Source organism: Aquamicrobium sp. LC103, assembly GCF_001014615.2.
Classification (GTDB): Bacteria; Pseudomonadota; Alphaproteobacteria; order Rhizobiales; family Rhizobiaceae; genus LBCQ02.
Genome location: NZ_LBCQ02000005.1, coordinates 169167 through 192888 on the forward strand (window position 1 = coordinate 169167; position 23722 = coordinate 192888).

Genomic DNA, 23722 nt, shown 5'->3' on the forward strand with positions numbered 1-23722 from the left:
GCAAGAATGTTCATGGACACGGAAACCAGACGGTTTATCGAGAACGCCACGCTTCTGTTTATCGCCTCGCGCAATGCGAAGGGAGCGATGGACGTGTCTCCGCGCGGCGGCCAGCCTTCCGTCGTGCGCGTGACGGAAGACGGCGTGCTCCTGCTGCCCGATTATCCGGGCAACCGTCGGCTGGACACGATCGGCAACCTCCTGATTGATCCGAATATCGGTGTCGTCGTGCTCAACCGTGACAGCGACCGCTATCTGAGCATTTCCGCCACGGCAGAACTCTCTTTCCAGTCCGAAGACATCGCCGCATTTCCGGCCGACGACAACCCGCCAATCAGCGTGATGCGTATTCAACCGAAGACGATGAAGTTCGTCGAAAGCCAGGCATTCGATCAGGCAGGCCTCTGGCTGGGCGCGGCACTGCGAAAGCCACCGCTGGACCTGAGCGCGGTCGTTGGCGGAGACAAGACGGCTCAAGCCAGCGCCGGTTTCGCGCCGGTGCCGAAGGATGCGCAAGAGGAGAACCTGCTGAAGGAGGCCGGCGTCCGCGACGTCTACGGCTCGCCGAGCGAAGGTGTGCAGAAGAAGGTCTGCGATATTGCCGGCCCTGGCGGGCTGGAATTCATGGAAGAGGCGACCTTCATCGTCATCGCGCACGAGAACCCAGACGGCGGCATCGTGATGGATCTGACGGCCGAAGCTCCGCTGTCGGTCATTCTGTTCGACAACCGCCAGGCCGTCGATTTGCACCTGCCGCCGCAGGTGGTTACGCGGGACGAAGGCGAGTGCGCGCTGCTCACGGTTGCGCCAGGACGTAATGAATTGCTGCGTATCAACGGGCAGTTCGAAGCGAAACCCCGCGCGATGCGGATCGTGCCGCAGGAGATATTCTTCCACTGTTCGGCAGCATTCACGCGGGCGCGCGTCTGGCAGGACGACCGCCGCATCCCGTGGACGGGAAGGCGGCGGTTCGTTTGCGTGGAGAGGCGTCGCGAGAACCCCGACGTAACCTCTTTCCTGCTGGCGCCGAAGGACAATGCGCCGATCGGTCCCGTCATACCCGGCCAGTATGTCAATGTTTCCCTTCCGGGCGCCGCGCCGGGATCGCTGCAGCGATGCTATTCGGTGTCGCGCCGCCCCGACGGCCACGGCCTGCGCATCTCGGTGCGTCGCACCGGGCGCGGCGGTATGTCCGACGTCTTGCACGACGAGATCGTGCCGGGCTCGGATCTGCTGCTCGGCATACCGGCCGGCCGTTTCGTGCTGTCGAGCGCGCCGGGTCGCCCAATCGTCCTGATCAGCGCCGGCGTGGGGATCACGCCGCTGCTTCCGATGCTCGACCAGCTGGCTGGGGAGGAGTCGGAGCGCGACGTCTGGTTCATCCACGCCGCGCGCGACGGCATTCATCATCTCTTCGACGACGAAGCGCGCGAGATCGCTGGACGGGCGAAAGGCGGCAGGATCAGGCTCCTCTCCTGCTATTCCCGGCCCCGCGAGACGGATGTGTGCGATATTCGCGGCAGGATCGACGCCGGGACGATCGCCGGTTTGCTGCCCGTGGAGAAGGCCGATTTCTACATCTGCGGACCGGACACGTTCATGTCGTCGCTGCGCGACGGCCTGACGGCTCTAGGCGCGTCCGCCGAAAGTATCCACTTCGAGGAGTTCTCGTCTGGCGACGGACGGTCGCTCGATCTCGCAGGCAAGGACTTCCTGAGCGATCGCCAGATCACGTTCGCGAAATCCGGGAAGACGGCGATCTGGACGCCGAGCAAAGGATCGTTGCTCGATCTCGCGCTTCGACAGGATATCGATGTCTCCTACTCCTGCCGCCTTGGCGACTGCCAGTCCTGCGTGGCGGTGGTGATGAAGGGAATGGTCGATTATCCATCCGGGGAGGTGCCGGTGCTGGCGGAGGATCAGGTGCTGCTTTGCCAGGCGGTGCCGCGCAGCGATCTGGTGCTCAAATGCTGACGAATTGCAGGGGTAGGAAGTCATGGGCCCGCTTTCGGGGATAAAAGTCATCGACCTCACCTCGGTCCTGATGGGCCCGTATGCGACCCAGTATCTGGGTGACTACGGCGCGGATGTCATCAAGGTGGAGCCACCTTCGGGCGACGTGATCCGTCGCGCGGGCCCATCCCGTTCGCCGACCATGGGACCGCTGTTTCTCAACACGAACCGGTCGAAGCGGTCGGTGGTGCTTAATCTGAAAACCCCCCAAGGTCGCGATTTACTGCTCGACCTGTGCCGGGACGCAGACGTGCTGGTCTACAACGTGCGGCCGGCGGCGATGAAACGGCTCGGCCTGTCGTGGGACGAGGTGCGGGCGGTCAATCCGCGTCTCATCTATGCCGGCCTCTACGGCTACGGACAAAAGGGCCGGTATGCGTTGCGCCCAGCCTATGACGACCTCATCCAGGGAGCCGCGACGCTGCCATATCTGTTCATGGTCTCGGGCTCTGACGAGCCGCGCTACGTGCCCACGGCGATGGCGGATCGTGTCGTGGGGTTGACGGCGCTGAGCGGCATTCTTGCGGCAATCATCGGACGCAGCCGCACCGGCGTCGGCCAGCGGGTCGATGTACCGATGTTCGAGACCATGGTGTCGTTCGTCCTTGCCGACCATCTCGGCGGCCTGACCTTCGATCCGCCGCTCGACGGGGGCGGTTATGGCCGCCAACTCGCGCGCGACCGCCGCCCGTTGCCGACGTCGGACGGCCATGTCTGCGTGCTGGTCTATACCGACGATCACTGGCGCCGCTTTCTCGCCGCCATAGGACAGGCGGACCTGATGGACACCGACCCGCGTTTTGCCACCTTCACGGGGCGGAACGAGAATATCGCCTTCGTCTATGGCTGGCTGGCCGAGGTGTTCCGGACCCGCAGCAGTGCCGAATGGATCGACCTTCTCGATGCGGCCGATGTGCCGGTCATGGCGATGCACACGCTGGAGAGCGTGCTCAACGATCCGCACCTCGCCGATGTGGGGTTCTTCCGCGCTATGGAACATCCCAGCGAGGGCAGGGTGCTTGCCATGTCGAACCCCGTGCAGATGTCGCAAACGTCGGCGGAGATATCCCGGCATCCGCCGGCGCTGGGAGAACACACCGTCGAGATCCTGCGGGAGCTCGGCATACCGGAAGAGCGCATCGCCACCTTGCTGGAAAGCGGTGTGGCCGGAGCGCCCGGCTAGCCGTGGCCGGAAACCGGAAATCTACGCGGAGCCGCTATCCCCGCGACCGCACAGTTGAAGGAAGAGGATCGTCATGCCGTTGATACCACCGGGGCCGCTCAGCCTCGTTCCCTTCGTGAGCGTCCAGCACATGATGCAACTGGTCAACGCCACCGGCGTGGAGCGCATGCTGGCAGATCTTGCGGCCTATATCGAGGAGGATTTCCGCCGCTGGGATCGGTTCGACAAGACGCCGCGCGTCGCGTCGCATTCGTCCGACGGCGTGATTGAGCTGATGCCGACCAGCGACGGCGACATCTACGCCTTCAAATATGTCAACGGCCATCCGAAGAACACGCGCGCCGGCCGCCAGACCGTCACCGCTTTCGGCGTTCTGTCGGATGTCGCGACGGGATATCCGCTGCTGCTGACGGAGATGACGCTGCTGACCGCGCTGCGCACGGCGGCAACCTCGGCGGTGGCCGCGAAATATCTCGCGCCGGCCGGCAGCCGCGTCATGGCGATCATCGGCAACGGTGCGCAGTGCGAGTTTCAGGCGCTCGCCTTCAAGGCGATCTGCGGGATCGATACAGTGCGGCTCTACGACATCGACCCGACGGCAACCGCGAAGGCGCTGCAGAACCTGCGCGGAAGCGGCCTGACCGTTGTTCCATGCGCGAGCGCCGAACAGGCGGTCGAAGGCTCGCAGGTCGTCACCACCTGCACGGCCGACAAGCAGTATGCGACGATCCTGACCGACAACATGGTCGGTGCGGGCATTCATCTGAACGCCATCGGCGGCGATTGCCCCGGCAAGACCGAACTGCACAGGGATATTCTGCTGCGTTCGGTCATCTTCGTCGAATATCCGCCGCAGACCCGAATCGAGGGAGAAATCCAGCAACTGCCGGAAGACTATCCCGTCGCCGAGCTTTGGCAGGTAGTGGCCGGCATGGCGGCCGGCCGGACTGATCGGCGCCAAACGACGCTCTTCGACAGCGTCGGCTTCGCGATCGAGGATTTTTCCGCCCTCCGCTACGTACATGACCGGATAAAGGAGACCGCCGACTACACGCCGCTCGATCTCCTCGCCGACCCCGACGAACCCCGTGATCTCTATGGAATGCTACTGAGAGCTGCTGCCTGACATGACGAACCGACTTGTCCTTCCATCACCGACCGACGAAGACCTGCGCGAACTCACCGATTTCAGGCAGGATCTCCACCGCTACCCGGAACTCTCTGGAGAGGAACGGGAGACGGCGCGCCGCGTATGCGAAATGCTCGCCCCGACGAGGCCCGACAAGGTGCTGACCGAAGTGGGCGGGCACGGAGTGGCCGCGATCTACGACAGTGGCGCGCCGGGGCCGACGATCCTGTTCCGGTCGGAACTGGACGCGCTGCCGATCCAGGAGCTCGGCGAGGTTGAATATCGCTCGACCGTGCCGGGCAAGGCGCATCTGTGCGGTCATGACGGCCATTCCACCATCCTGCTCGGCTTCGCGCGTATCCTGTCGCGGGCGCGTCCGACCAGCGGCCGGGTGGTGCTGATGTTCCAGCCGGCGGAAGAGAATGGCGCGGGCGCGGTCGCCGTGGTGGCCGATCCCCGCTATCCGGAGATCAAGCCGGACTGGGCCTTTTCGCTGCACAACGCGCCCGAGTTGGAGTTCGGTTCGGCAAAGCTCGGTGTTGGCCCGGCGAATTGCGCCTCGCGCGGTATCCGTATCCGACTGACGGGAAGCACGGCGCATGCCTCACGGCCCGCCGACGGCCGCTCGCCCATGCTGGCGATCTCGGAACTGATGCCGGCGCTTTTGGCCTGCGGTAGCGGAAAGCCGCTCGGGCCCGGCTTCACCATGGTCACCGTCACCCATGCGTCCATGGGCGCGGAATCGTTCGGCGTGGCGCCGGGCGAGGCGAAGATCATGGCGACGCTGCGCACGGTCTACGACGACGACATGGAGAAACTCGTCGCGAAGGTCGAGGGATTGATTGCCGAGACCGCAAAGCGCCACGGGCTGTCGTTCGAGTTCAGCTACGACGATGTCTTCGCCGCCTCGATCAACGATGCGGAGGCCACGACGATTCTTTCCGATGGCATGGAACGCGCCGGGATAAAGCGCGTCGACCAGACCGTTCCCTCGGTCGGATCGGAGGACTTCGGACAGTTCGGGCTGAGCGGAGCGAAGGCAGCGATGCTCTTTCTCGGATCGGGGCCCGACTGGCCGCGGGTGCACACGCCGGAGTATGATTTTCGCGACGAGTTGATCCCGATCGGTATCCGCATATTCTCCGAGACGCTGGCGATCTGCATGGAAAACAGCTGATCGTGGGGCCAGCGTGATGCGGTTCCCATTCAGTGATGTCACCGAGGTCCGTTTCCGCGCGCCTCTGCCGGAGGCCGCGGAAGTCGTCGTCATCGGCGGCGGTGTGATCGGAGTCACGACGGCGCTGTTTCTCGCGCGAAACGGCATCCCGGTCACGCTGCTTGAAAAGGGGAGAATCGCCGGCGAACAGTCGTCGCGCAACTGGGGCTGGATCCGGCAGCAAGGCCGCGACCCGGCCGAACTGCCCATCGTCGTCGAGGCGCGCCGACACTGGGTCCGGCTCGCGCAGGAATGCGGCGAGGATGTCGGCCTGCGTGAAACCGGGGTCACCTATCTGGCGCGGACCGACAAGGAAATGGAGGACTTCGCCGCTTTCGTGAGACTTGCGAGGGATCACGCTGTCGATACAAGGCTTGTCGACGCCGACGGGGTGGGCTCGCTGATCCACGGCATGTCCCGCCGCTACAAGGGGGCGATGACGACGCCTTCCGACATGCGGGCGGAGCCCTGGCTCGCGGTGCCGGCGCTCGCGCGGCTGGCGGCGCGGCTGGGCGTGACGATTATTGAGAACTGCGCGGCACGGATGCTGGACATGACCGGCGGCCGCATCACGGGCGTCTGGACGGAGCAGGGGCGGATCGCGGCCTCGACCGTCCTCGTCGCCGGAGGTGCGTGGTCCTCGCTGCTGCTGCGCCGTCATGGCATCTCCATTCCGCAATTGAGCGTGCGCGCGACCGTCGCCGCTACTGAGCCGTTGCCCGAGGTCCATGCCGGTGCGGCGACCGATGAGCATATCGCATTCCGGCGTCGGCTGGACGGCGGCTATACGCTCGCGCCGGGTGGCAGCAGCCAGCTCCATGTGGGACCCGATGCTTTCCGCCATGCCGTCAAATACCTGCCCGCGTTGCGGGCAAATCCGTTCGGCGTCCGCTATGCGCCGGCTGCCCCGCGAGACTATCCCGACGCTTGGTCGACGCTGCGATCGTGGGATGCCGACGAAGAGAGCCCGTTCGAGCGGATGCGCGTTCTCGATCCCGTGCCGGAAGCATTCCGGCTTCGCAATGTCGCACAGGATTTCGCGAAGCTCTTCCCGCAATTGAAGGACGTTCGGCTGAAGCTGGGCTGGGCCGGCATGATCGATGCCATGCCTGACGTCGTCCCGGTGGTGGACTGCGTGGCGGGCAGACAAGGCCTCGTGGTGGCCACCGGCATGAGCGGTCATGGTTTCGGAATCGGGCCGGGGATGGGACGTGTGATCGCCGACCTCATTCAGGGCAACGCCGTCGGCCATAACCTCGCCCGTTTTCGCATCGGGCGCTTCAGCGACGGCAGCACCATCATGCCTGGGCCGGGATTGTGATCCGGCAACCGCGCGTCAGATGAGCGCGGCGATCCATTCGCGAAGCGATTGCGGACTTGCCGCAGTCGCGTTCCCTGCTTAGGACGCCAGAACGGCTGCGGCCCGCGACAGCGCGTCCGGCCCGTGCGGAATATCCAGCGCGCTCATGCCTGCCTCGATCGCGCCCAGCACGCCGAGCGTCATGTGCGTGTTCACATGGCCCATATGGGCGATACGGAGATAGCCGTCGCCGGCAGGATCGCCGTCAGGCGCCATGCCGAGGCCGATCCCGAGCGTGACGCCGGCATTGGCCTGCGTCCATTTGCGCAATTTGGTCGCGTGCGGCGCAACGAACTTCACCGTCGTCACGGCATGCGAACGCGATGACGGGTCGGCGATGTTCAGTCCTATGCCGGTGCGCGTGCCGCCTTCTCCTTCGCCCCATGTGTCGAATGCGGTCCACACGGCGCGCGCCAGACGTTCATGCCGGCGCCAGGCAGCCTCGACGCCTTCTTCTCTCACCAGCATATCCAGCGCCGCACGCAGGCCGAACAGATGATGCGTCGGCGCGGTGCCGCCGAAAAGCCGGTAGAAGACGGTGGGATCGACACGTGGCATCCAGTCCCAATAGGGCGTGCGCCATCGCGAGCCGATGCTTGCCTGCCGAGCCTTCTCGTTCATCCAGACGAAGCCGAGGCCGGGCGGCGTCATCATCCCTTTCTGGCTGGCGCTAACCATCACGTCCACGCCCCACAGGTCCATCTCGAAGACGTCGCATCCCAGAGACGCGATGCAATCGACTGCCAGAAGCGCTGGGTGGCCGACCCGATCCAGCGCGGCGCGGACGGTTGCGACGTCGTTGCGGACCGATGTCGTCGTGTCGACATGCGACATCAGCACGACCTTGATCCTGCCGCCGGTATCCGCTTCCAGCGCCTCCGCCACGGCTTCGGGATCGACCGCGGCCTGCTTTCCGAAATCGAGACGATCCACCGTAACGCCAAGCGCCTCGACCGACTGCGCCCAGCCCTCGCCGAACCTGCCGGTGACGAGCGCCAGAGCGTGGTCGCCCGGGCTGAACATGTTCGTGTTGGCCGCTTCCCATGCGCCATGTCCGTTCGCGACGTAGATCGCGACATGGTGCTTCGTGCGCGCCAGCTTCTTGAGGTCTTCGTAGATGCCAGGGACGATCTGATGCAGCTCGCCGGAATAGATGTCCGGCGAAGCGCGATGCATGGCGTTGAGGACGCGATCCGGGATCACCGACGGCCCGGGGATGGCGAGGTAGTGGCGGCCTGTGGTTGTCATTCTGCTGAAGTCCAGGTGGGAAGCTCTGCGGTATCGCGCGCTTTCGCGAAGCGTCAAGACCCGCCCAACCAGTCTCGCGGAGGGAAGGTTGTGTGCTTCGGAAAAAAACAGATGCTGAATCATGGGTTTACGGCGATCAGGCAACGCGCCTATCGACGCGGGGCGTGCAATCTATTCGTTTTTCAGGACGTTGCAGCGCATGCCGCGCGGGCCCGCGAAGAGATTGTGCGGGAATATCGATCAACTCAATCGAAGTTCCGAATTATCAGCGGTCTGCACGTCCATTACTCATAGGTGAAAAAAGAAGCACGGGCCGTGCCGCCGAATAAAGGGAACATAGTAATGATCGCACGCAAACTTCTGGCCTCTGTTGCCCTATCCACCATGCTCACCGCGACGATCCCGCTTTCCGCTTGGGCTCAGAACGTCGTGACGATGACCACGGGCCAGATTTTCCGCAGCATCGATCCCGCGAAGGTGACCGACTACACCGACTATATGGGTGTGGTGAACCTGTATGACGGCCTGACGAGCGTGGAACCGGACGGCTCGATCGTTCCCGCGCTCGCGGAAAGCTGGGAGGTGTCACCCGATGCCCGGGAAGTCACCTACAAGCTGCGCGATGATGCGACGTTTTCCGATGGCTCGCCCGTCGAGGCCGGCGACGTGGTCTACTCGGTTGAGCGGCTGCTCCGCATCAATCAGGGGCCAGCCAGCATGCTAGCAGGCGTGTTGACGCCGGGATCCGTGACGGCAGTCGACAACAAGACGGTGAAGTTCACGCTTGCCAAGAATTTCGCGCCGTTCCTCGCTGTCGTTCCGGCGATCTTCATCCTCAACGAGGAGGCGGTGAAGCCGCATGAAGGCGACGACGACGCTCAGAGCTGGCTGGCGACGAACGCCGCGGGGGCCGGACCCTTTACGCTCAAGGCCTATGATCGCGGCACGCGCTTGACCGTCGTGCGCAACGAGGACTACTACAAGGGCTTCCCGGAAAATCCGATCGACGAGGTCCGCTGGATCGTCGTCAACGACGAGGCCAGCGTGCGCGCCATGGGTGCGTCGGGCGAACTCACGATGACCGGTCCCTTCCAGTCGCCCGACACCTACGACGCGCTCGAGGGGATGGGTTACAAGATCGAGAATCACCCAACCTCCTCGACGCTCTACCTCAAGCTCAACAATCAAGTCACCCCGACCGACGATGTCCACATCCGCCGCGCGATCGCGCTGGCGACCGACTACGAGACGATCCGTGAGGTAATCTTCCCTGGCAACAGGCTGACGACGCCGCTGCCCGACACCTTCAAGCAGTTCCATGCCGACGATGTGCCGGAACCGAAATACGACCTGGAAGCGGCGCGCGCCGAAGTCGCGAAGTCGAAATATGCCGGTCAGCCCATTTCGATCACGTTGGGGTTCCTGACGGGCATCAAGTATCAGGAAGAGATCAGCCTGCTGATGCAGGCGAACCTCGAGCAGATCGGTTTCACCGTGACGCAGGCAGTAAATCCGTGGAACCGGGTGACCGAACTCGCCACCAAGGTCGAGACGACCCCCGCGGTGAACCAGATATTCTTCAGCGCCACCTATCCGTCGCCGGACTCGATGTTCCACACGCAGTACCACTCTTCGGCCGCCGGCACGTGGGCGTCGATGGAATGGATAAACGATCCGGAAGTGGACAAGCTCATCGAGGAAGCGCGCGGCACGGGTGAACTCGACAAGCAGATCGATATCTACAAGGAGCTTCAGCACAAACTCGTCGATATGCAGTCTGACGTCTTCCTGCTGACGCAGGTTTCCAAGCACGCGCTCAACAAGTGCCTCGAGGGTCTTTCCATTATCCCCATGCGTTCATTCGGTTACGATTTCAGCCGCTATAGCTGGAACTGCGATTAGTCGATCCGACCATCGCGCCTGCTTCCGCGCTGGAAGGAGGCCACTTGCCGCAAGATGTGGCGGCTTCGAGATTTGAATCTTCCGGCGCGTTCGAGCGCGGTGACCATTTTCCCAGATAGGCCAGACATCACGGATGGAATTCGCCAGCTTTCTCTTAAAACGCGCATTGTGGTCGCTGCTCGTCCTCTTCGGGTTGTCCATCATCATCTTCGCGATCGCTCGGGGCATTCCCGGCGATCCAGCGCGCATTTCTCTCGGCCCTGCTGCGACGCCCGAACAGGTCCAGCTTCTCCGTGACCGGCTTGGGCTCGATAGGCCCTTGATCGAGCAGTTCGGGCTGTTCGTCGGGGGGCTGATGCAGGGCGATCTCGGTCGATCCCTGTTGACCGAAAGGTCCGTCACCGCCGATATCCGCGACACATTCGCCGCCACCTTCGAACTGGTTCTGGTGACGATAACAGTTGCGCTCGTCTGCGGCGCGCCGATGGGGGTGGCGGCCGCAACCTGGCGCAATCGATGGCCGGACCATGTGGTTCAGTTCGTGTCGATCTTCTCCGCGGTCACGCCCACATTCCTGAAAGCCCTGCTGTTGCAGATCCTCGCAGGCTACGTGCTGCATATCCTGCCGACGACCGGCCGGCTGCCGGCCGGCATGGACTTCTCGGCAGACCTGACTGGAATGCTCCTGATCGATTCGGTGCTCAGGGGACGGCCGGACGTATTCTTCGAAGCGATCCGCCACCTGCTGCTGCCGGTCATCGCCTTGTCTCTCGCCTCGATGGGGCAGATTGCACGCATCACGCGAGCCTCCATGATCGACGTCGCCGGTCAGGATTACATCGAAGCGAACCGCGCCTTCGGCGTGCCCGAACATGTGCGCGTCTTCAAATACGCGCTGCGGCCGAGCTTCGTACCGCCGCTCACCATCCTCGGCCTTCAGTTCTCCGCGCTGATCGGAAACGCATTCGTGGTGGAACTGATCTTCGCCTGGCCCGGCATGGCCGCTTATGGCGTCCGCGCGATCCTGCAAAAGGACCTGAACGCGGTGATGGGCGTCGTGATGGTATCCGGGGTTTTCTTCGTCATCGTCAACCTCGTCATCGACATCCTCGTCGGATATGTCGATCCGCGGGTGCGCATCAGAGGGAGGCGGTGATGGCCCACCTTTCCGAACTCGCCGCCGAGCCGCAGCGGCTCTCAAACGCCTACCAGAACTGGTACCGCTTCTCGCGCAATCCGAGCGCGGTGATCGGTACCGCCATCGTCATCATCTGCATCCTGACTGCGATCTTCGCGCCGTTGATCACGCCCTATCCCGAGCACGTCGGCGCGGTGGTCAACTTCCGGGAGCGCCATCTGCCTCCGTCCGCCGACTATTGGTTCGGTACAGACAATGTCGGTCGCGACATCTTCACCCGCGTGGTGTTCGGCATGCGAATCTCATTGCTGCTGGCCCTGGTGGTGCTCGCAACGGCCGTGCCGGTCGGCACGGTCCTCGGTCTGCTGGCTGGCTATTACGGCGGCTGGGTCGAGATCGTCATCATGCGCTTTACCGACATCGCGCTGGCGATCCCCGGTCTCGTCATGGTGATGGCGGTCGCCGCCGTACTTTCCCCGGACCTGCTGACGTCGATGATAGCCATCGCCGCGTTATGGTGGACATGGCATGCGCGGCTGATCTATTCGATCACACGGCAGACCCGCGTCCAGGATTACATAGAGGCGGCCGAGACTCTCGGTGCGAGCAAGTTCCACATCCTGTTCAGGGAAATCCTGCCGAACTGCGTTTCCGCGCTGGCCGTGAAAACCTCGCTCGATGCCGGCTTCGTCATACTGATCGGCTCGACGTTGTCCTTTCTTGGACTGGGCATCCAGCCGCCGACGCCCGATCTCGGCACGATGGTTGCCTCGGGTGCCGCGTTCTTGCCGAGCTACTGGTGGGAATCGGTTCTTCCCGGCTGCGCGATCCTTTTCGTCTCGCTCGGTTTCAACCTGCTGGGTGACGGGTTGCGCGACATGTTTGATGTCGAGGATGTGCGATGAGTTCCGCCCTCCTCAGCGTTCGTGACCTCCACGTCGACTTCACGACCTACAACCAGACCCATAAGGTTCTCAAGGGCATCAATCTCGACATCCCGCCGCATTCCCAGATCGCGCTGGTCGGAGAGAGCGGTTCTGGCAAAACCGTGACGATGAAGGCGATCATGGGTCTTCTGCGCCAGCCGCTGGCCCGGATCACGGCCGGCGAGATGTACTACGACGGTCGCGATCTTCTCACCATGCCCGACAAGGAGCGGGTGGCGCTGCGCGGGACCGCGATGTCGATGATCTTCCAGGATCCGATGACGTCGCTGAACCCAGTCTTCACCATCGGTGACCAGATGCGCACGATCCTCAAATATGCCGATCGGCGATTGGGGCGGACACGGTCGGCTCGCGAACGAAAGGTGCGCGTGCTGGAGGTTTTGGGACAGGTGAGGATGCGGGATCCCGAGCGCGTCTTCCAATCCTATCCGATCATGCTTTCGGGTGGCATGCGCCAGCGCGTCCTGATCGCAATGGCGCTGCTGAGCGAACCGAAGCTTCTGATCGCCGACGAGCCGGGAACCGCGCTGGACGTGACGACTCAGGCGCAGATCTTGAAGCTGATGAAAGATCTCGTCGAGGAACGCGGCCTTGCGCTCCTCATGATTACACACAATCTGGGCGTGGTGCGCGAGACGTGCAGCTACGTTTACGTGATGAACAAGGGGGTGGTGGTGGAACACGGCTCGACGGCCGATCTGTTCGCCGCGCCGCAGGAGGACTACACGAAAGCGCTGATAGCGGCGGTGCCGCGCCTTACCGGAGAGACCCGTTTTGGAACGGTGGAGGCGATGCGATGATCCGGCCTGTTCTCGAGGTGATCGATCTCTGCAAATCCTTTCCTGTCCGCTCCCCCTTCGGGCGGCTGACGGGCGAAGTCAAGGCGGTCAACAACGTTTCCTTTTCGATCGGGAGAGGCAAGGTCTACGGTCTGGCAGGCGAGAGTGGTTCGGGAAAATCCACCATCGCCCGGATGATCATGGGCCTCACGCCGCCCACCAGCGGCGACATCCTGCTCGACGGCGAGGATATCGGCTCGACCGGCGGTTCGCCAGCCCATCGGCGCAAGGTCCAGATGGTTTTCCAGAATCCGGGATCGTCGCTCAATCCCCGCCGCAGCGTGTCGCAGTCAATCACCGTGCCGCTTCACGCAAACGGGCTCCCGCGCGCCGATCGCGCCCGGCGCGTTACGGAACTGCTGGACATGGTGCAACTTCCCGCCAGCTATGCCGAACGCTATCCGCACGAGCTTTCCGGCGGGCAGAAGCAGCGGGTGGCGATCGCGCGGGCGCTGGCGGTCGCACCGAAGCTGCTGGTGCTCGATGAGCCGACCTCGGCGCTCGACGTTTCCGTTCAGGCCAAGGTCATCGATCTGCTCGTCGATCTGGGCAGGCAACTCGATCTCACCTTCCTCTTCATATCGCACGATCTCAGCCTGATGCGGAACTTCGCGGAAAAGGTGGGCGTGCTGTATCTTGGCAGCCTCGTGGAGACCGGCCGTACGTCGGTGGTATTCGAGAACCCACGCCACGACTACACGCGCCTGCTCCTCGCATCGGTGCCGGTCGTTTCGGCCGAGGAAGAGGCGATGCGGCCGCGCATTCCGTTGATCGACGGCGAGATTCCCACTGCCGAACAACTGCTCGCCCTGCGCAAGGCGGGCGGCGGCGAAGCATAATCAAAGGATATCCAGAATGATAAGGATCGGCATCGATGTCGGTGGGACCAATACGGACGCTGTCGCGATGGACACGTCGGGCGTGATCGCCGGCATTAAAGCGTCCACCACCCAGGATGTCATGACGGGCGTCGTCAATGCGCTGCGCAGCATTCTCGATGCGTCCGGCCTCAAGCCGGACGCGATCGACGCGGTGATGATCGGAACGACGCATTTCACCAATGCCGTCGTGCAGCGGCGTGATCTCGCCGCGACGGCCGCGGTGCGGCTCTGTCTTCCGGCAACCGCTTCGCTGCCGCCGATGGTGGACTGGCCGGACGATCTCAAGGCGGCAATCGGCAACAATGCGTGGCTGGCGCATGGCGGAAACGAGTTCGACGGCCGGCCGATTTCCCTTCTGGACGAGGAAGAACTGCGCGGCATAGCCGGCGAGATCGCATCGCGCGGTATTCGTACGATCGCCATTACATCCGTGTTCTCGCCGGTGAGCGCCGAGCTGGAGCAACGAGCCGCCGCGATCTTCGAGGAAGCTATACCCGGCGTCCATATCACGCTGTCGAGCGAGATCGGCCGTATCGGCCTGCTCGAGCGCGAAAACGCGGCAATTATGAACGCCTGCCTGCGCGAACTCTCCACGCATGTGATAGATGCCTTTCGCAAGGCCATTGCCGAGACGGGCATCAAGGGGCGTTTCTATCTGACCCAGAACGACGGAACGCTTATGGATGCGGCGTTCGCGGAAAAGTTCCCGGTTCTCACCTTTGCTTCAGGACCGACCAATTCGATGCGCGGCGCGGCCTTTCTTTCCGGCGTTAAGGAGGCGATCGTCGTGGACATCGGCGGCACGACGTCGGATGTCGGCTCGCTTCACAAGGGCTTCCCGCGGCAGGCGACGACCGCGGTGGAGATTGGCGGTGTGCGCACCAATTTCCGCATGCCGGATGTGTTCTCCATCGGGCTCGGCGGCGGTTCGCATGTCGTCGAATCCGAGGCTGGCGTCCAGGTCGGCCCGACATCGGTCGGCTACAGGCTGGTCAAGGATGCACTGATTTTCGGCGGTTCGACGCTAACCACGTCCGATGTCGTGGTTGCCTCGGGCAGCGCAGATCTTGGAGACCGTTCCAGAGTAACGCATCTGTCTCCGGCCTTCGTCGGCAAGGTTCGCGAAAAGATGCAGGAGATGCTCGAGGGATGCGTCGAGCGTTCGCGCCTGTCGGACGCGCCGCTGCCGGTCATTGTCGTGGGCGGAGGCTCCATTCTCGTGGACGGACCCATCGGCGACCTCGAGGTGATCAAGCCGAACCACTACGCGGTCGCCAACGCGGTCGGCGCGGCTATCGCGCAGGTGTCGGGCGAGATCGACCGCGTCTACGTGCTTTCGCAGATGACGCGCGATCACGCTCTGGATGACGCCAAGGCGCAGGCGGTCGACGCAGCCATTGCCGCAGGCGCGGACCGCGAGACAATCGAGATCGTGGATGTCGAGGACGTGCCGCTGGCCTACCTGCCCGGCAACGCCACCCGCATTCGTATCAAGGCAGTAGGTGAACTTCATGTCGGCTAAAGGCTATACCCTCACGGAGCGGGATCTTGTCCCATTGTCGATCGGCGCAGCGTTCCTGGGAACCGGCGGTGGCGGAAATCCCTATCTCGGCATGCTGCGCACGCGCGAAGTGCTGCGAAAGGGTGGAAATGCGCGGATCCTCCCGCTCGATGCGCTGCCGGACGAGGCGTGGATCGGCGCAGTCGGTGGAATTGGCGCGCCGGTGGTCGGCTTCGAAAAACTGGCGGAGGGCGGCGAATGCTACCGCGCCATGCGAGCCATCGAGGATGCGACAGGCAAGAAGATGTCGGCGCTCATTCCGGTCGAGATCGGCGGGGCGAATGCGATGGCGCCCATCATCGCCGCGGCCATGGCCGGACTGCCGGTCATCGACGGCGACGGCATGGGGCGCGCGTTCCCGGAAGGACAGATGACCACCTTCTCGATCTATGGCGGTCGCAAGGAGGGCCCTTCCGCGCTTGCCGACGACAAGGGAAACGTGGTGGTCGTCCAGCACACGGTCGACGCCGTCTGGCGCGAGCGGCTGATGCGCAACATCACCGTGTCGATGGGCGCGGGGGCTGGCGCGGCGGGTTCGCCGATGTCGATGGAGTTCGTGCGCCGAGCCGCGATACCAAGCACGATCACGCAAGCCATCGATATCGGCCAGACCGTGCTGGATGCGCGCGCGAAGCGGCAGAACGTCGTCGAGCGCGTCGTCGAGGCGACTGGCGGGACGCTGTTCTTCGCCGGCAAGATCACCGACATCCAGCGTGAGCTTACCGGCGGTTTTTCGCGCGGGCATGCAGTCATCGCAGGCGTCGATCAGTGGATGGGGTCAGAGGGACGTATCGCCATCCAGAACGAAAACCTCGTCCTGTGGATCGACGGCACGGCGGTCGTCACGGTGCCGGATCTGATCATAAACGTGGAGCTGGACACCGGCGAGCCGCTGACCACGGAGGTTCTGCCTTACGGCCAGCGCATCGCGGTGATCGGCTTGCCGGCCCATGAGCTTCTGAAGACGCCGGAGGCGCTCAAGGTGGTGGGACCGAAAGCTTTCGGCTATCCGGAACTGTCCTTCAGTCCTCTCGCCTTCACGCATGAGGCCGCGGCGTAGGGCGCCACGGCCTGCGACCGACGCCAATCGTGCCGCGGCGCTACGATCTGGTTGTTGTCGTCCCGCGGCTGAAACTACTTTCGTTTCCGGCGACACGCTTATGGCAGATCGCCGGTCTCCGCCAGCGCATCGAGGCTTTTGCGATTCTGAAGCGCGTGTTCGTAGAGCGCCTGCGCGGACGGCGACATGGCGTGGCCACGCCGCTTGAGAAGATGGAGCGAGCGCGACAGGTTGGGGATGAACACCGGCCGCGAGGTCAGGCCCGGCCGGCGGAATTGCCATAGCGAGAGTGCCGGAACCAGGGCGATCCCTATGCCGGCCTCGACCATGCCTGCGATGGTTCCCATGTACTGCACCTCGAGCCGGGTCGCGAGCACGATCGGATGCAAGGCCGCATCGATATGCTGACGCACGCTGCTGCGCCGTCCGACCTGGACGAAGGGGTGCTCCGTCAAATCCCCTGCTGTGATTGTTTCCTTGTCCAGCAGGGGATGGTCGAGCGGGCATACGAGATGGAAGTAATCCGTGCCGATGAGCGTGGCCTGGAGGTCCTCGCCGGCTTCCGTCGCCGACGTTATGGCAAAATCGACCTCGCCGGACCGCAGCTTGTCGAGACAAAGCTGGGACAGGCCGTCGATCAGCGACAATTCGATGCCCGGATATTTCTGTCGGAACTTGACGAAGACGTTGGGAAGCCACGACGCGCAGATCGACGGCAGCGCTGCGATCTTCACCCTGCCGCGCCGCCGCGCTGCATGATCGCGGAAATTATCCACAACTTCGGACAGTTCCGTATGCAGCCGGCGGGCGGAAGTCTCGAAAAGCCGTCCTTCATTCGTCAGCTCGACCGCCCGTGTCGTGCGATCGAACAGCACCACTCCCAGACCTTCTTCGAGCAGGCGGATGCGCGAACTCAACGCGGATTGCGACAGGTTGCACTTCAATGCTGCGCGCGTGAAACTCCGCTCCTCGGCAAGCGCGAGAAAAAGCTCAAGATCGCGCTTCGAAATATCCATCGGAATTCCTTCTGAATAAGCCAGAATTCTCGATTTAACAGATTAGATCGATCTCCGTAAATCGGAATTGCCAGCTCAGATGGACTGAAGGGACGTTGCATTGGAATCGCGCATGCGTGTTGGGGTGGAAATAGGCGGAACTTTCACAGACCTCGTATGGATGCGCGAGGACGGCACGGTGACGACGGGTAAGGTGCCTTCGACCCCGCTTCAGGTTGAGCAGGCCGTTCTCGACGCGATCGTGGCGGCCGGCGTGCCTCTCGACAGGATCGGCCACTTCTCGCACGGCTCGACCATCGCGACCAACTCCCTTCTCACGCAGTGCGGTGCGATGACCGGACTGCTGACCACCGAGGGGTTTCGCGATGTCGTGGAAATCGGAACGCATGACCGCTTCGGCAACATCTACACGTCGTTCTATAACAAGCCCCGCCCGCCGCTTCGCCGCCGCGATGTGCGCGAGATCGCGGAGCGCGTCGATGGGGCGGGCAACGTTCTCACGCCTCTCGACGAGGAGCAGGCGTGGTCCGAGATCCAGGCGCTGCTCGATGAGGGCGTCCGCTCCATCGCCATCTGCCTGCTCCACAGCTACCGCGCGCCCCAGCACGAGCGGCAGCTTCGCGATCTGATCCGACGCAGGGCTCCTCATGTCGATGTCTTTACCAGCCATGAGGTCTCGCCGGAATTTCGGGAATACGAGAGGACTGTGACCACAGTCGTCAACGCTTTCGTCGGGCCTATGGTGAAGGGTTACGTGGACAGGTTGGGCAACCGTTTGCGCGAGGGTGGGTATGACGGTACGTTGCGGATCATCCAGTCGAATGGCGGCATCATGCCGGCAAGCGCGGCAGGCGAGAATGCGGTGCGCATGCTGCTCTCCGGCCCTGCAGCAGGCATCCGCGCGGCGATCTGGTTTGCGCAGCGCAACGGCATCAGCGACATCCTGACCCTCGATATGGGCGGGACGAGCACGGACGTTGCGATCGCCAAGAATCTCGATGCGCGCATCGTTCCGGAACTGATCGTGGATGGCCTGCCGATACGCACCACGGCGCTCGACATGGCGACGGTGGGAGCGGGAGGCGGCAGCATCGCCTCGATCGATCCCGGCGGATTCCTCAATGTGGGGCCTGCGAGCGCAGGGGCCTTTCCGGGTCCCGCCTGCTATGGCCGCGGTGGCGATCTGCCGACGGTGACGGATGCTCAGCTCGTCGCAGGTCTGCTGCGGCCGCAGCGCTTCTTCGGCGGTCAGATGGAACTGAGCATGGACCGGGCCCGCGATGCGCTCGGCAAGCTTGAACTGTCCGGCGGGCTGGAAGAACGTGCCGATGCGGTGCTGCGCATGGTCAACAGCAACATGGCGGCCGCGGTGCGTCTCGTTTCGACCGCGCGCGGCATAGACCCACGCGAATTCACGCTGGTCGCCTATGGCGGCGGCGGGCCGCTCCATGGCGCCATGGTTGCCGACGAAGTCGGCATGCGCAAGGTTCTCATTCCCTGGTCCCCGGGCATTTCCAGTGCGTTCGGCCTTCTCGTCGCCGATCTTATCGTCGATGTCGTCCAGGCCCGGATCGAACTTCTTTCGGACGAGAGTCTGAACTTCGATAGTATCGAAGAATTGAAGGCGCTGTGCGTCACCGAGGCGGAGAAGCTGGACCTCGCCGAAGGCACCTACGAGGTGCAGGCCGGACTCGATCTGCGTTACGCCGGACAGGGCTACGAGCTCACGCTATGGCGCGACATGAAGGCGGCGACCGCGCGGGAGATAAACGACGTCTTTCAAACCGAGCATAAGGCGCGATACGGTTACGCCCGCGGCAATCTGCCGGTACAGGTGGTCAACCTGCGCGCCCGCATCATCCAGAAGAGCAGGTCGAAGATCGAAACGCCGGTCCGTGCCGGAGATGGAGTGCGCGAAGCGGCCGTCATACGTCTCGCCGGAAAAACGATTCCGGCGACGTTCATGTCCCGCTCCTCGCTCCTGCCCGGACAGTCCGTCGGCGGCCCCGTGGTTCTGGAGGAGCCGACCTCGACCACGGTGGTGCCCGAAGGATGGTGCGTATCCTGTCTCGAAAGCGGCGATCTCCTGCTCGAGAAGCTGTGATGACTGCAAATCCCGACAGAGCCGGCGAAGCTGCTCCGTGGACCGGCGCCGACCAGCTTTGCGAAACCCTTCTCGACCATGGTGTCGACACCTGCTTTGCCAACCCCGGCACCTCCGAAATGCATTTCGTCGCGGCGCTGGACCGGCAGCCGCGGATGCGGTGCATCCTTGGCCTGTTCGAGGGCGTGGTCACGGGTGCCGCCGACGGTTACGGACGCATGCTCGACAGGCCGGCGGCGACGCTCCTGCATCTCGGTCCCGGGCTCGCGAATGGGCTCGCCAACCTGCACAATGCGAAGCGCGCGGGCACCTCGATCATCAATGTGGTCGGAGATCATTCCACCACGCATCTGCCGCTCGATGCGCCGCTGACCAGCGACATAGATTCGCTTGCCGCCCCGATGTCGAACTGGATGCGCCGAATGACTGCGTCCGATCGCGTTGCCGCCGATGTCGCGGACGCGTGGCGGGCCAGCATGACCAAAGGCGTGGCGACGCTTGTCCTGCCGGCGGATGTTGCCTGGTCTGCAACCGATCCGGCTCCTGCCATGTCGATATTGCAGGCTCCGGCAGTCTCAAAGGCCGATGCGGGTGTCGCAGCGCTGGTCGCCGACGCCGTGGCTGCCGGCAGGCAAGTCGGCATCGTCCTGTCCGGCAAGGCCCTGAGAGAGTCGCATCTCGCGATCGCCGGCAGGCTCATGCGGCGCGGCATCAAGGTTTTCGCGCAAGGCGCGAACGGACGCATCGAGCGCGGCCATGGCCGCTTCGGCATCGAGCGTTTGTCGTTCAACGGCGATATCGGCCGCCGGCAACTGGCCGGCATCGAACTGCTCGCGCTGGTGGATGCGCGCGAACCGGTCACCTTCTTCGGCTACCCTGGCCAGTCGGGCCGACAGGTGCCGGACGGCTGCCAAGTCATGACACTTGCCACGCGCGACGCGGACCTTCTGGCTGCGCTGGAGGAATTCGCAGAGCGAGCAGGAGCTCCGGAAGTGGCGCCGCCATTCGACCGGCATGTGCCCGACTTGCCCGTGGACGGCGCTCTGACCGTCGACGCCGTCAACCGCATCCTTGCCAATCTCCTTCCCGAACAGGCCATCGTCTGCGACGAGGCGATCACCTCAGTCGGGTTTTACGATCATTCCACGTATGGCGCTCCGCACGACTATCTGCAACTGACGGGCGGCGCGATCGGCATCGGCATTCCGATGGCGACTGGAGCCGCGGTCGCATGCCCTGATCGCAAGGTCGTGACGCTGCAGGCGGACGGGAGCGGGATGTACACCATGCAAGGGCTCTGGACGCAAGCACGCGAGGCGCTCGACGTGGTCACCGTCGTCTTCGCCAACAACAGCTATGCCATCCTGCATGGCGAAATGCGGAGAATGGGCATCGCTACGCCCGGTGAGAACGCCCGTAGAATGCTCGACCTCGACAAGCCAGAGATCGGCTGGACGCAGCTCGCGAACAGCCTCGGTGTCGAGGCCGAACGCGTCACCACCTCGGCGCGCTTCGGAGACGTGCTGGCGTCGGCGTTGAACCGGCGCGGGCCGTTTCTGATCGAGGCTGCGGTTGCGTAAATTTGTGCGACCTAATCGCTAAATGGCACCGAAATATCGATTTCACAGCATTTGGTGGCTTCTTTACTAGTCGAAAGCAGCCGGAAAACAACGAATTGCAGGCCGGACATGGAACAGGACAACACGCAGCTCGCCATCCTCGCCAACGCATTTCACGCCATCGCCGATGAGATGGGCGCGATCCTCGTTCGGTCTGCGTTCTCGACCATCGTGCGCGAGGCCCGCGACTGCTCGACCGCGCTCCTCGACGCGAAAGGCAACGTGATCGCCCAGGCGGAGATGATCCCCGTCCATAATGGCGGACTGAGCGAAGCTTTCCGCGGTTCGGCTGCGCAGCTCGATCTCTCCGGTATCGGACCGGACGAAGCCATCTTTCTGAACGATCCTTATGCCGGCGGGCAGCATCTCAACGACTTCATCGTGTTCCAGCCGATCATGGTCGAGGGAGAACTCATTGGCTGGGCCGGCAACACGGCTCACCATCTCGATGTTGGGGGCGGCGGTGCGGGCATCAACATCGATGCCGATGAACTGATCCAGGAAGGCATTATCATTCCGCCGCTGCGCGTCCAAGTCTCGCGTGATTTCCATGGAGGACCGCTGGAACGGCTGATTTTCGCGAACGTTCGGACCGCCGAGCTGGGGCGCGGCGATTTCTATGCGCAGCTCGCCGCGAACCGCGTCGGCATAGAGCGTGTGCAGGAACTTGCCGGGCGCGTCGGAGCGCGGGCGATCAAGGACGCGATGGCGAAGACGCTGCTTTATGCCGAGCGCCGGATGCGAGCGGCGATCTCGACCATTCCGAACGGAAGCTGGACCGGCTCGGCCTGCATCGACGCGGATGTGCGCGGCAATGAGCCACTGGAGGTCAGGGTTACGGTCACCGTGAACGATGGCACCATCGGGCTCGATTTCACGGGCACCGCGCCGCAGGTTGCCAGCATGTTCAACTCGTCGAAGGCATCCTCCCTCGCTTCGGCGTCATCGGCCATACGCAGTATCCTCGCCGACAAGGACATTCCCGCGAATGACGGCTGCAACCGCCCGTTGGACATTCACATGCCGGTGGGATCCCTCATCAACCCGGAGCCGGGACGGCCCGTACGCGCGCGCATCGAGGCATCCTATCGCATCGTCGATGCCATCCATGCGGCGCTCGCGCAGGTGATACCGGACCGGGTGCCCGCACAGGGCTACAACTCGACCACCGGGCTGTATCTGACCCAGAAGCGCGAGCATGCGCCGATGCGCATCTATGGCGACGTGCTCGGCGGCGGGTATGGCGCCGCGAAGGGATATGATGGCGCACACGCGCTGGCCGGCATTCTCAGTTCAAGCCGCAACACGCCCATCGAAGCGATCGAGCAGATACATCCGCATATTCGCATGCGTCACTACAAACTGGTGCAGGACAGCGGTGGTGCGGGCGAGTTCCGGGGCGGGCTGGGCTTTTCGCGCGGCATCGAGGTGCTCGAGGACAATGTGGTGCTGAGCTACTATTCGGACCATTTCGTCTATCCGCCGCGTGGCGCCAACGGCGGCAGGGACGCCTCGCTCGGCTCGCTGACGATCCTGCGCGGAGACGAAGTCATCAAGCTGCCGACGACGGATCTCGTTCACCTTCAGAAGGGGGACGTGGTCGTGTTGACGGTCGGCGGCGGCGCCGGTTGGGGCGACCCGTCCAGAAGGGCTGCGTCCGCCATCGTCGACGATCTGGCGGACGGCATCGTCTCGGGCGAATTCGTCAAGACCAACTATCCGCATTTTCCCGTCGGATCCGGCGACAAGGCCGCCTGACGGGTCGCGAGAACAGGAGACGACCGATGTTCTACCGGCCCGCCCGCGTAGCCTACCCACAGGAAGCAGCCATCGAGCTGATGCAGAGGCTCCGTTTCGGGCTGATCGTTTCGGTGCATGACGGAGAGCCGTATTTCACCCACGTGCCGTTGCTGGTGGATGTCGAAAACGGCGAGTTGAAGACGATTCGCGGTCATTTCGCACGCTCCAACGACCATTGGAAGGCATTGCGGGACAGTCCCGAGGCAACGATCATATTCAACGGTCCGAACGCCTACATCTCGGCTCAGTGGTACACGCCGGGCAATCCGGCCGCCCCTACCTGGAACTACGTGGTGGTTCATGTTCAGGGCACGGTGCATCTCGCGGAAAACGAGGATTACACCAACAAGGTCGTCAACGATCTCATCCTTACCAATGAGCGGGAACTGCCCACGCAATGGGATCTGAACACCTATCCCGCCGACCGGCGCGCCGCGCTGGTCCCCCACATCATCGGGTTCGAGTTGCGCGTGACCAAGCTGGAGCCGAAGTTCAAGCTGACGCAGCACTACGGCGATGCCGACAAGCGTGGCGCTGCCGCGGGCCTGATGGCGCGTAATACGGAGGCAACGCGGGCAATCGCGCAATACATGCTCTCGACCTGCACGGGAGACGGAAAACGCGCGGGCTACAACATCCGTGACGTCATCGAAGGTACGGTTCCGAAGGATTAGCGTTTACGAACGGGCTTTTCGCGGCCGGGCTG

At 63.4% G+C, this 23722-nt stretch carries 18 protein-coding genes; 16 read left to right on the plus strand and 2 right to left on the minus strand.

Annotated features, from left to right (window positions below):
• Positions 1-12: 12 nt before the first annotated feature.
• The 5 genes from XW59_RS11440 (at position 13) to XW59_RS11460 (ending at position 6862) form a co-directional block, all read left to right on the plus strand.
• The gene (locus XW59_RS11440; protein ID WP_170990129.1) at positions 13-1974 is read left to right on the plus strand and encodes a pyridoxamine 5'-phosphate oxidase family protein; all 1962 of its coding nucleotides are present in this window, start codon (positions 13-15) and stop codon (positions 1972-1974) included.
• A 22-nt stretch (positions 1975-1996) separates the two neighbouring features.
• Positions 1997-3196 (plus strand): CoA transferase, encoded by a 1200-nt coding sequence (locus tag XW59_RS11445; RefSeq protein WP_047145174.1) that lies wholly within the window; start codon positions 1997-1999, stop codon positions 3194-3196.
• A gap of 73 nt (positions 3197-3269) precedes the next feature.
• Positions 3270-4322, plus strand: a complete 1053-nt coding sequence (locus XW59_RS11450; RefSeq protein ID WP_047145173.1) for an ornithine cyclodeaminase — start codon at positions 3270-3272, stop codon at positions 4320-4322.
• A 1-nt stretch (position 4323) separates the two neighbouring features.
• Positions 4324-5502 (plus strand): amidohydrolase, encoded by a 1179-nt coding sequence (locus tag XW59_RS11455; RefSeq protein WP_047145172.1) that lies wholly within the window; start codon positions 4324-4326, stop codon positions 5500-5502.
• Positions 5503-5518: 16 nt separating this feature from the next.
• Positions 5519-6862, plus strand: a complete 1344-nt coding sequence (locus XW59_RS11460) for an FAD-binding oxidoreductase (RefSeq protein ID WP_047145171.1) — start codon at positions 5519-5521, stop codon at positions 6860-6862.
• 78 nt (positions 6863-6940) lie between these two features.
• Here the strand turns inward: XW59_RS11460 and XW59_RS11465 are convergent, their stop codons facing one another.
• Complete coding sequence (locus XW59_RS11465; RefSeq protein WP_047145170.1) at positions 6941-8149, minus strand: aminotransferase class V-fold PLP-dependent enzyme; 1209 nt, start codon at positions 8147-8149, stop codon at positions 6941-6943.
• Positions 8150-8491: 342 nt separating this feature from the next.
• On the opposite strand from XW59_RS11465, the gene XW59_RS11470 reads away from it, so the two are divergent.
• The 7 genes from XW59_RS11470 (at position 8492) to XW59_RS11500 (ending at position 16477) form a co-directional block, all read left to right on the plus strand.
• Positions 8492-10051 carry an ABC transporter substrate-binding protein gene (locus XW59_RS11470; RefSeq protein ID WP_047145169.1) on the plus strand — a complete coding sequence of 520 codons (1560 nt, stop codon included), beginning with the start codon at positions 8492-8494 and terminating at the stop codon, positions 10049-10051.
• Positions 10052-10184: 133 nt separating this feature from the next.
• Positions 10185-11207: an ABC transporter permease gene (locus XW59_RS11475; protein ID WP_047145168.1), complete on the plus strand. Its 1023-nt coding sequence runs from the start codon at positions 10185-10187 to the stop codon at positions 11205-11207.
• Entirely contained in the window at positions 11207-12094 is an 888-nt protein-coding gene (locus XW59_RS11480) for an ABC transporter permease (protein ID WP_047145167.1), read from the plus strand. The genes XW59_RS11475 and XW59_RS11480 overlap by 1 nt, the downstream gene beginning before the upstream one ends.
• Positions 12091-12936, plus strand: coding sequence for an ABC transporter ATP-binding protein (locus tag XW59_RS11485; RefSeq protein WP_047145166.1), 846 nt, complete (start codon positions 12091-12093; stop codon positions 12934-12936). The genes XW59_RS11480 and XW59_RS11485 overlap by 4 nt, the downstream gene beginning before the upstream one ends.
• A complete protein-coding gene (locus tag XW59_RS11490) occupies positions 12933-13814 on the plus strand; it encodes an ATP-binding cassette domain-containing protein (protein ID WP_047145165.1) in 882 nt (293 codons plus the stop codon). The genes XW59_RS11485 and XW59_RS11490 overlap by 4 nt, the downstream gene beginning before the upstream one ends.
• Before the next feature lie 16 nt (positions 13815-13830).
• Positions 13831-15378, plus strand: a complete 1548-nt coding sequence (locus XW59_RS11495; RefSeq protein WP_047145164.1) for a hydantoinase/oxoprolinase family protein — start codon at positions 13831-13833, stop codon at positions 15376-15378.
• A complete protein-coding gene (locus XW59_RS11500) occupies positions 15368-16477 on the plus strand; it encodes a DUF917 domain-containing protein (RefSeq protein WP_137327015.1) in 1110 nt (369 codons plus the stop codon). The genes XW59_RS11495 and XW59_RS11500 overlap by 11 nt, the downstream gene beginning before the upstream one ends.
• 98 nt (positions 16478-16575) lie before the next feature.
• Here the strand turns inward: XW59_RS11500 and XW59_RS11505 are convergent, their stop codons facing one another.
• The gene (locus XW59_RS11505) at positions 16576-17493 is read right to left on the minus strand and encodes a LysR family transcriptional regulator (protein WP_047145162.1); all 918 of its coding nucleotides are present in this window, start codon (positions 17491-17493) and stop codon (positions 16576-16578) included.
• Positions 17494-17605: 112 nt separating this feature from the next.
• Between XW59_RS11505 and XW59_RS11510 the strand changes: the two genes are divergently transcribed.
• From XW59_RS11510 to XW59_RS11525, 4 genes are all read left to right on the plus strand, one after another.
• Positions 17606-19597: a hydantoinase/oxoprolinase family protein gene (locus XW59_RS11510; RefSeq protein ID WP_047145311.1), complete on the plus strand. Its 1992-nt coding sequence runs from the start codon at positions 17606-17608 to the stop codon at positions 19595-19597.
• Positions 19597-21177, plus strand: coding sequence for an acetolactate synthase large subunit (locus XW59_RS11515; RefSeq protein ID WP_047145161.1), 1581 nt, complete (start codon positions 19597-19599; stop codon positions 21175-21177). The genes XW59_RS11510 and XW59_RS11515 overlap by 1 nt, the downstream gene beginning before the upstream one ends.
• Positions 21178-21285: 108 nt before the next feature.
• Positions 21286-22974, plus strand: a complete 1689-nt coding sequence (locus XW59_RS11520; protein WP_047145160.1) for a hydantoinase B/oxoprolinase family protein — start codon at positions 21286-21288, stop codon at positions 22972-22974.
• A 26-nt stretch (positions 22975-23000) separates the two neighbouring features.
• Complete coding sequence (locus XW59_RS11525) at positions 23001-23690, plus strand: FMN-binding negative transcriptional regulator (RefSeq protein WP_082137535.1); 690 nt, start codon at positions 23001-23003, stop codon at positions 23688-23690.
• Positions 23691-23722: the final 32 nt, after the last annotated feature.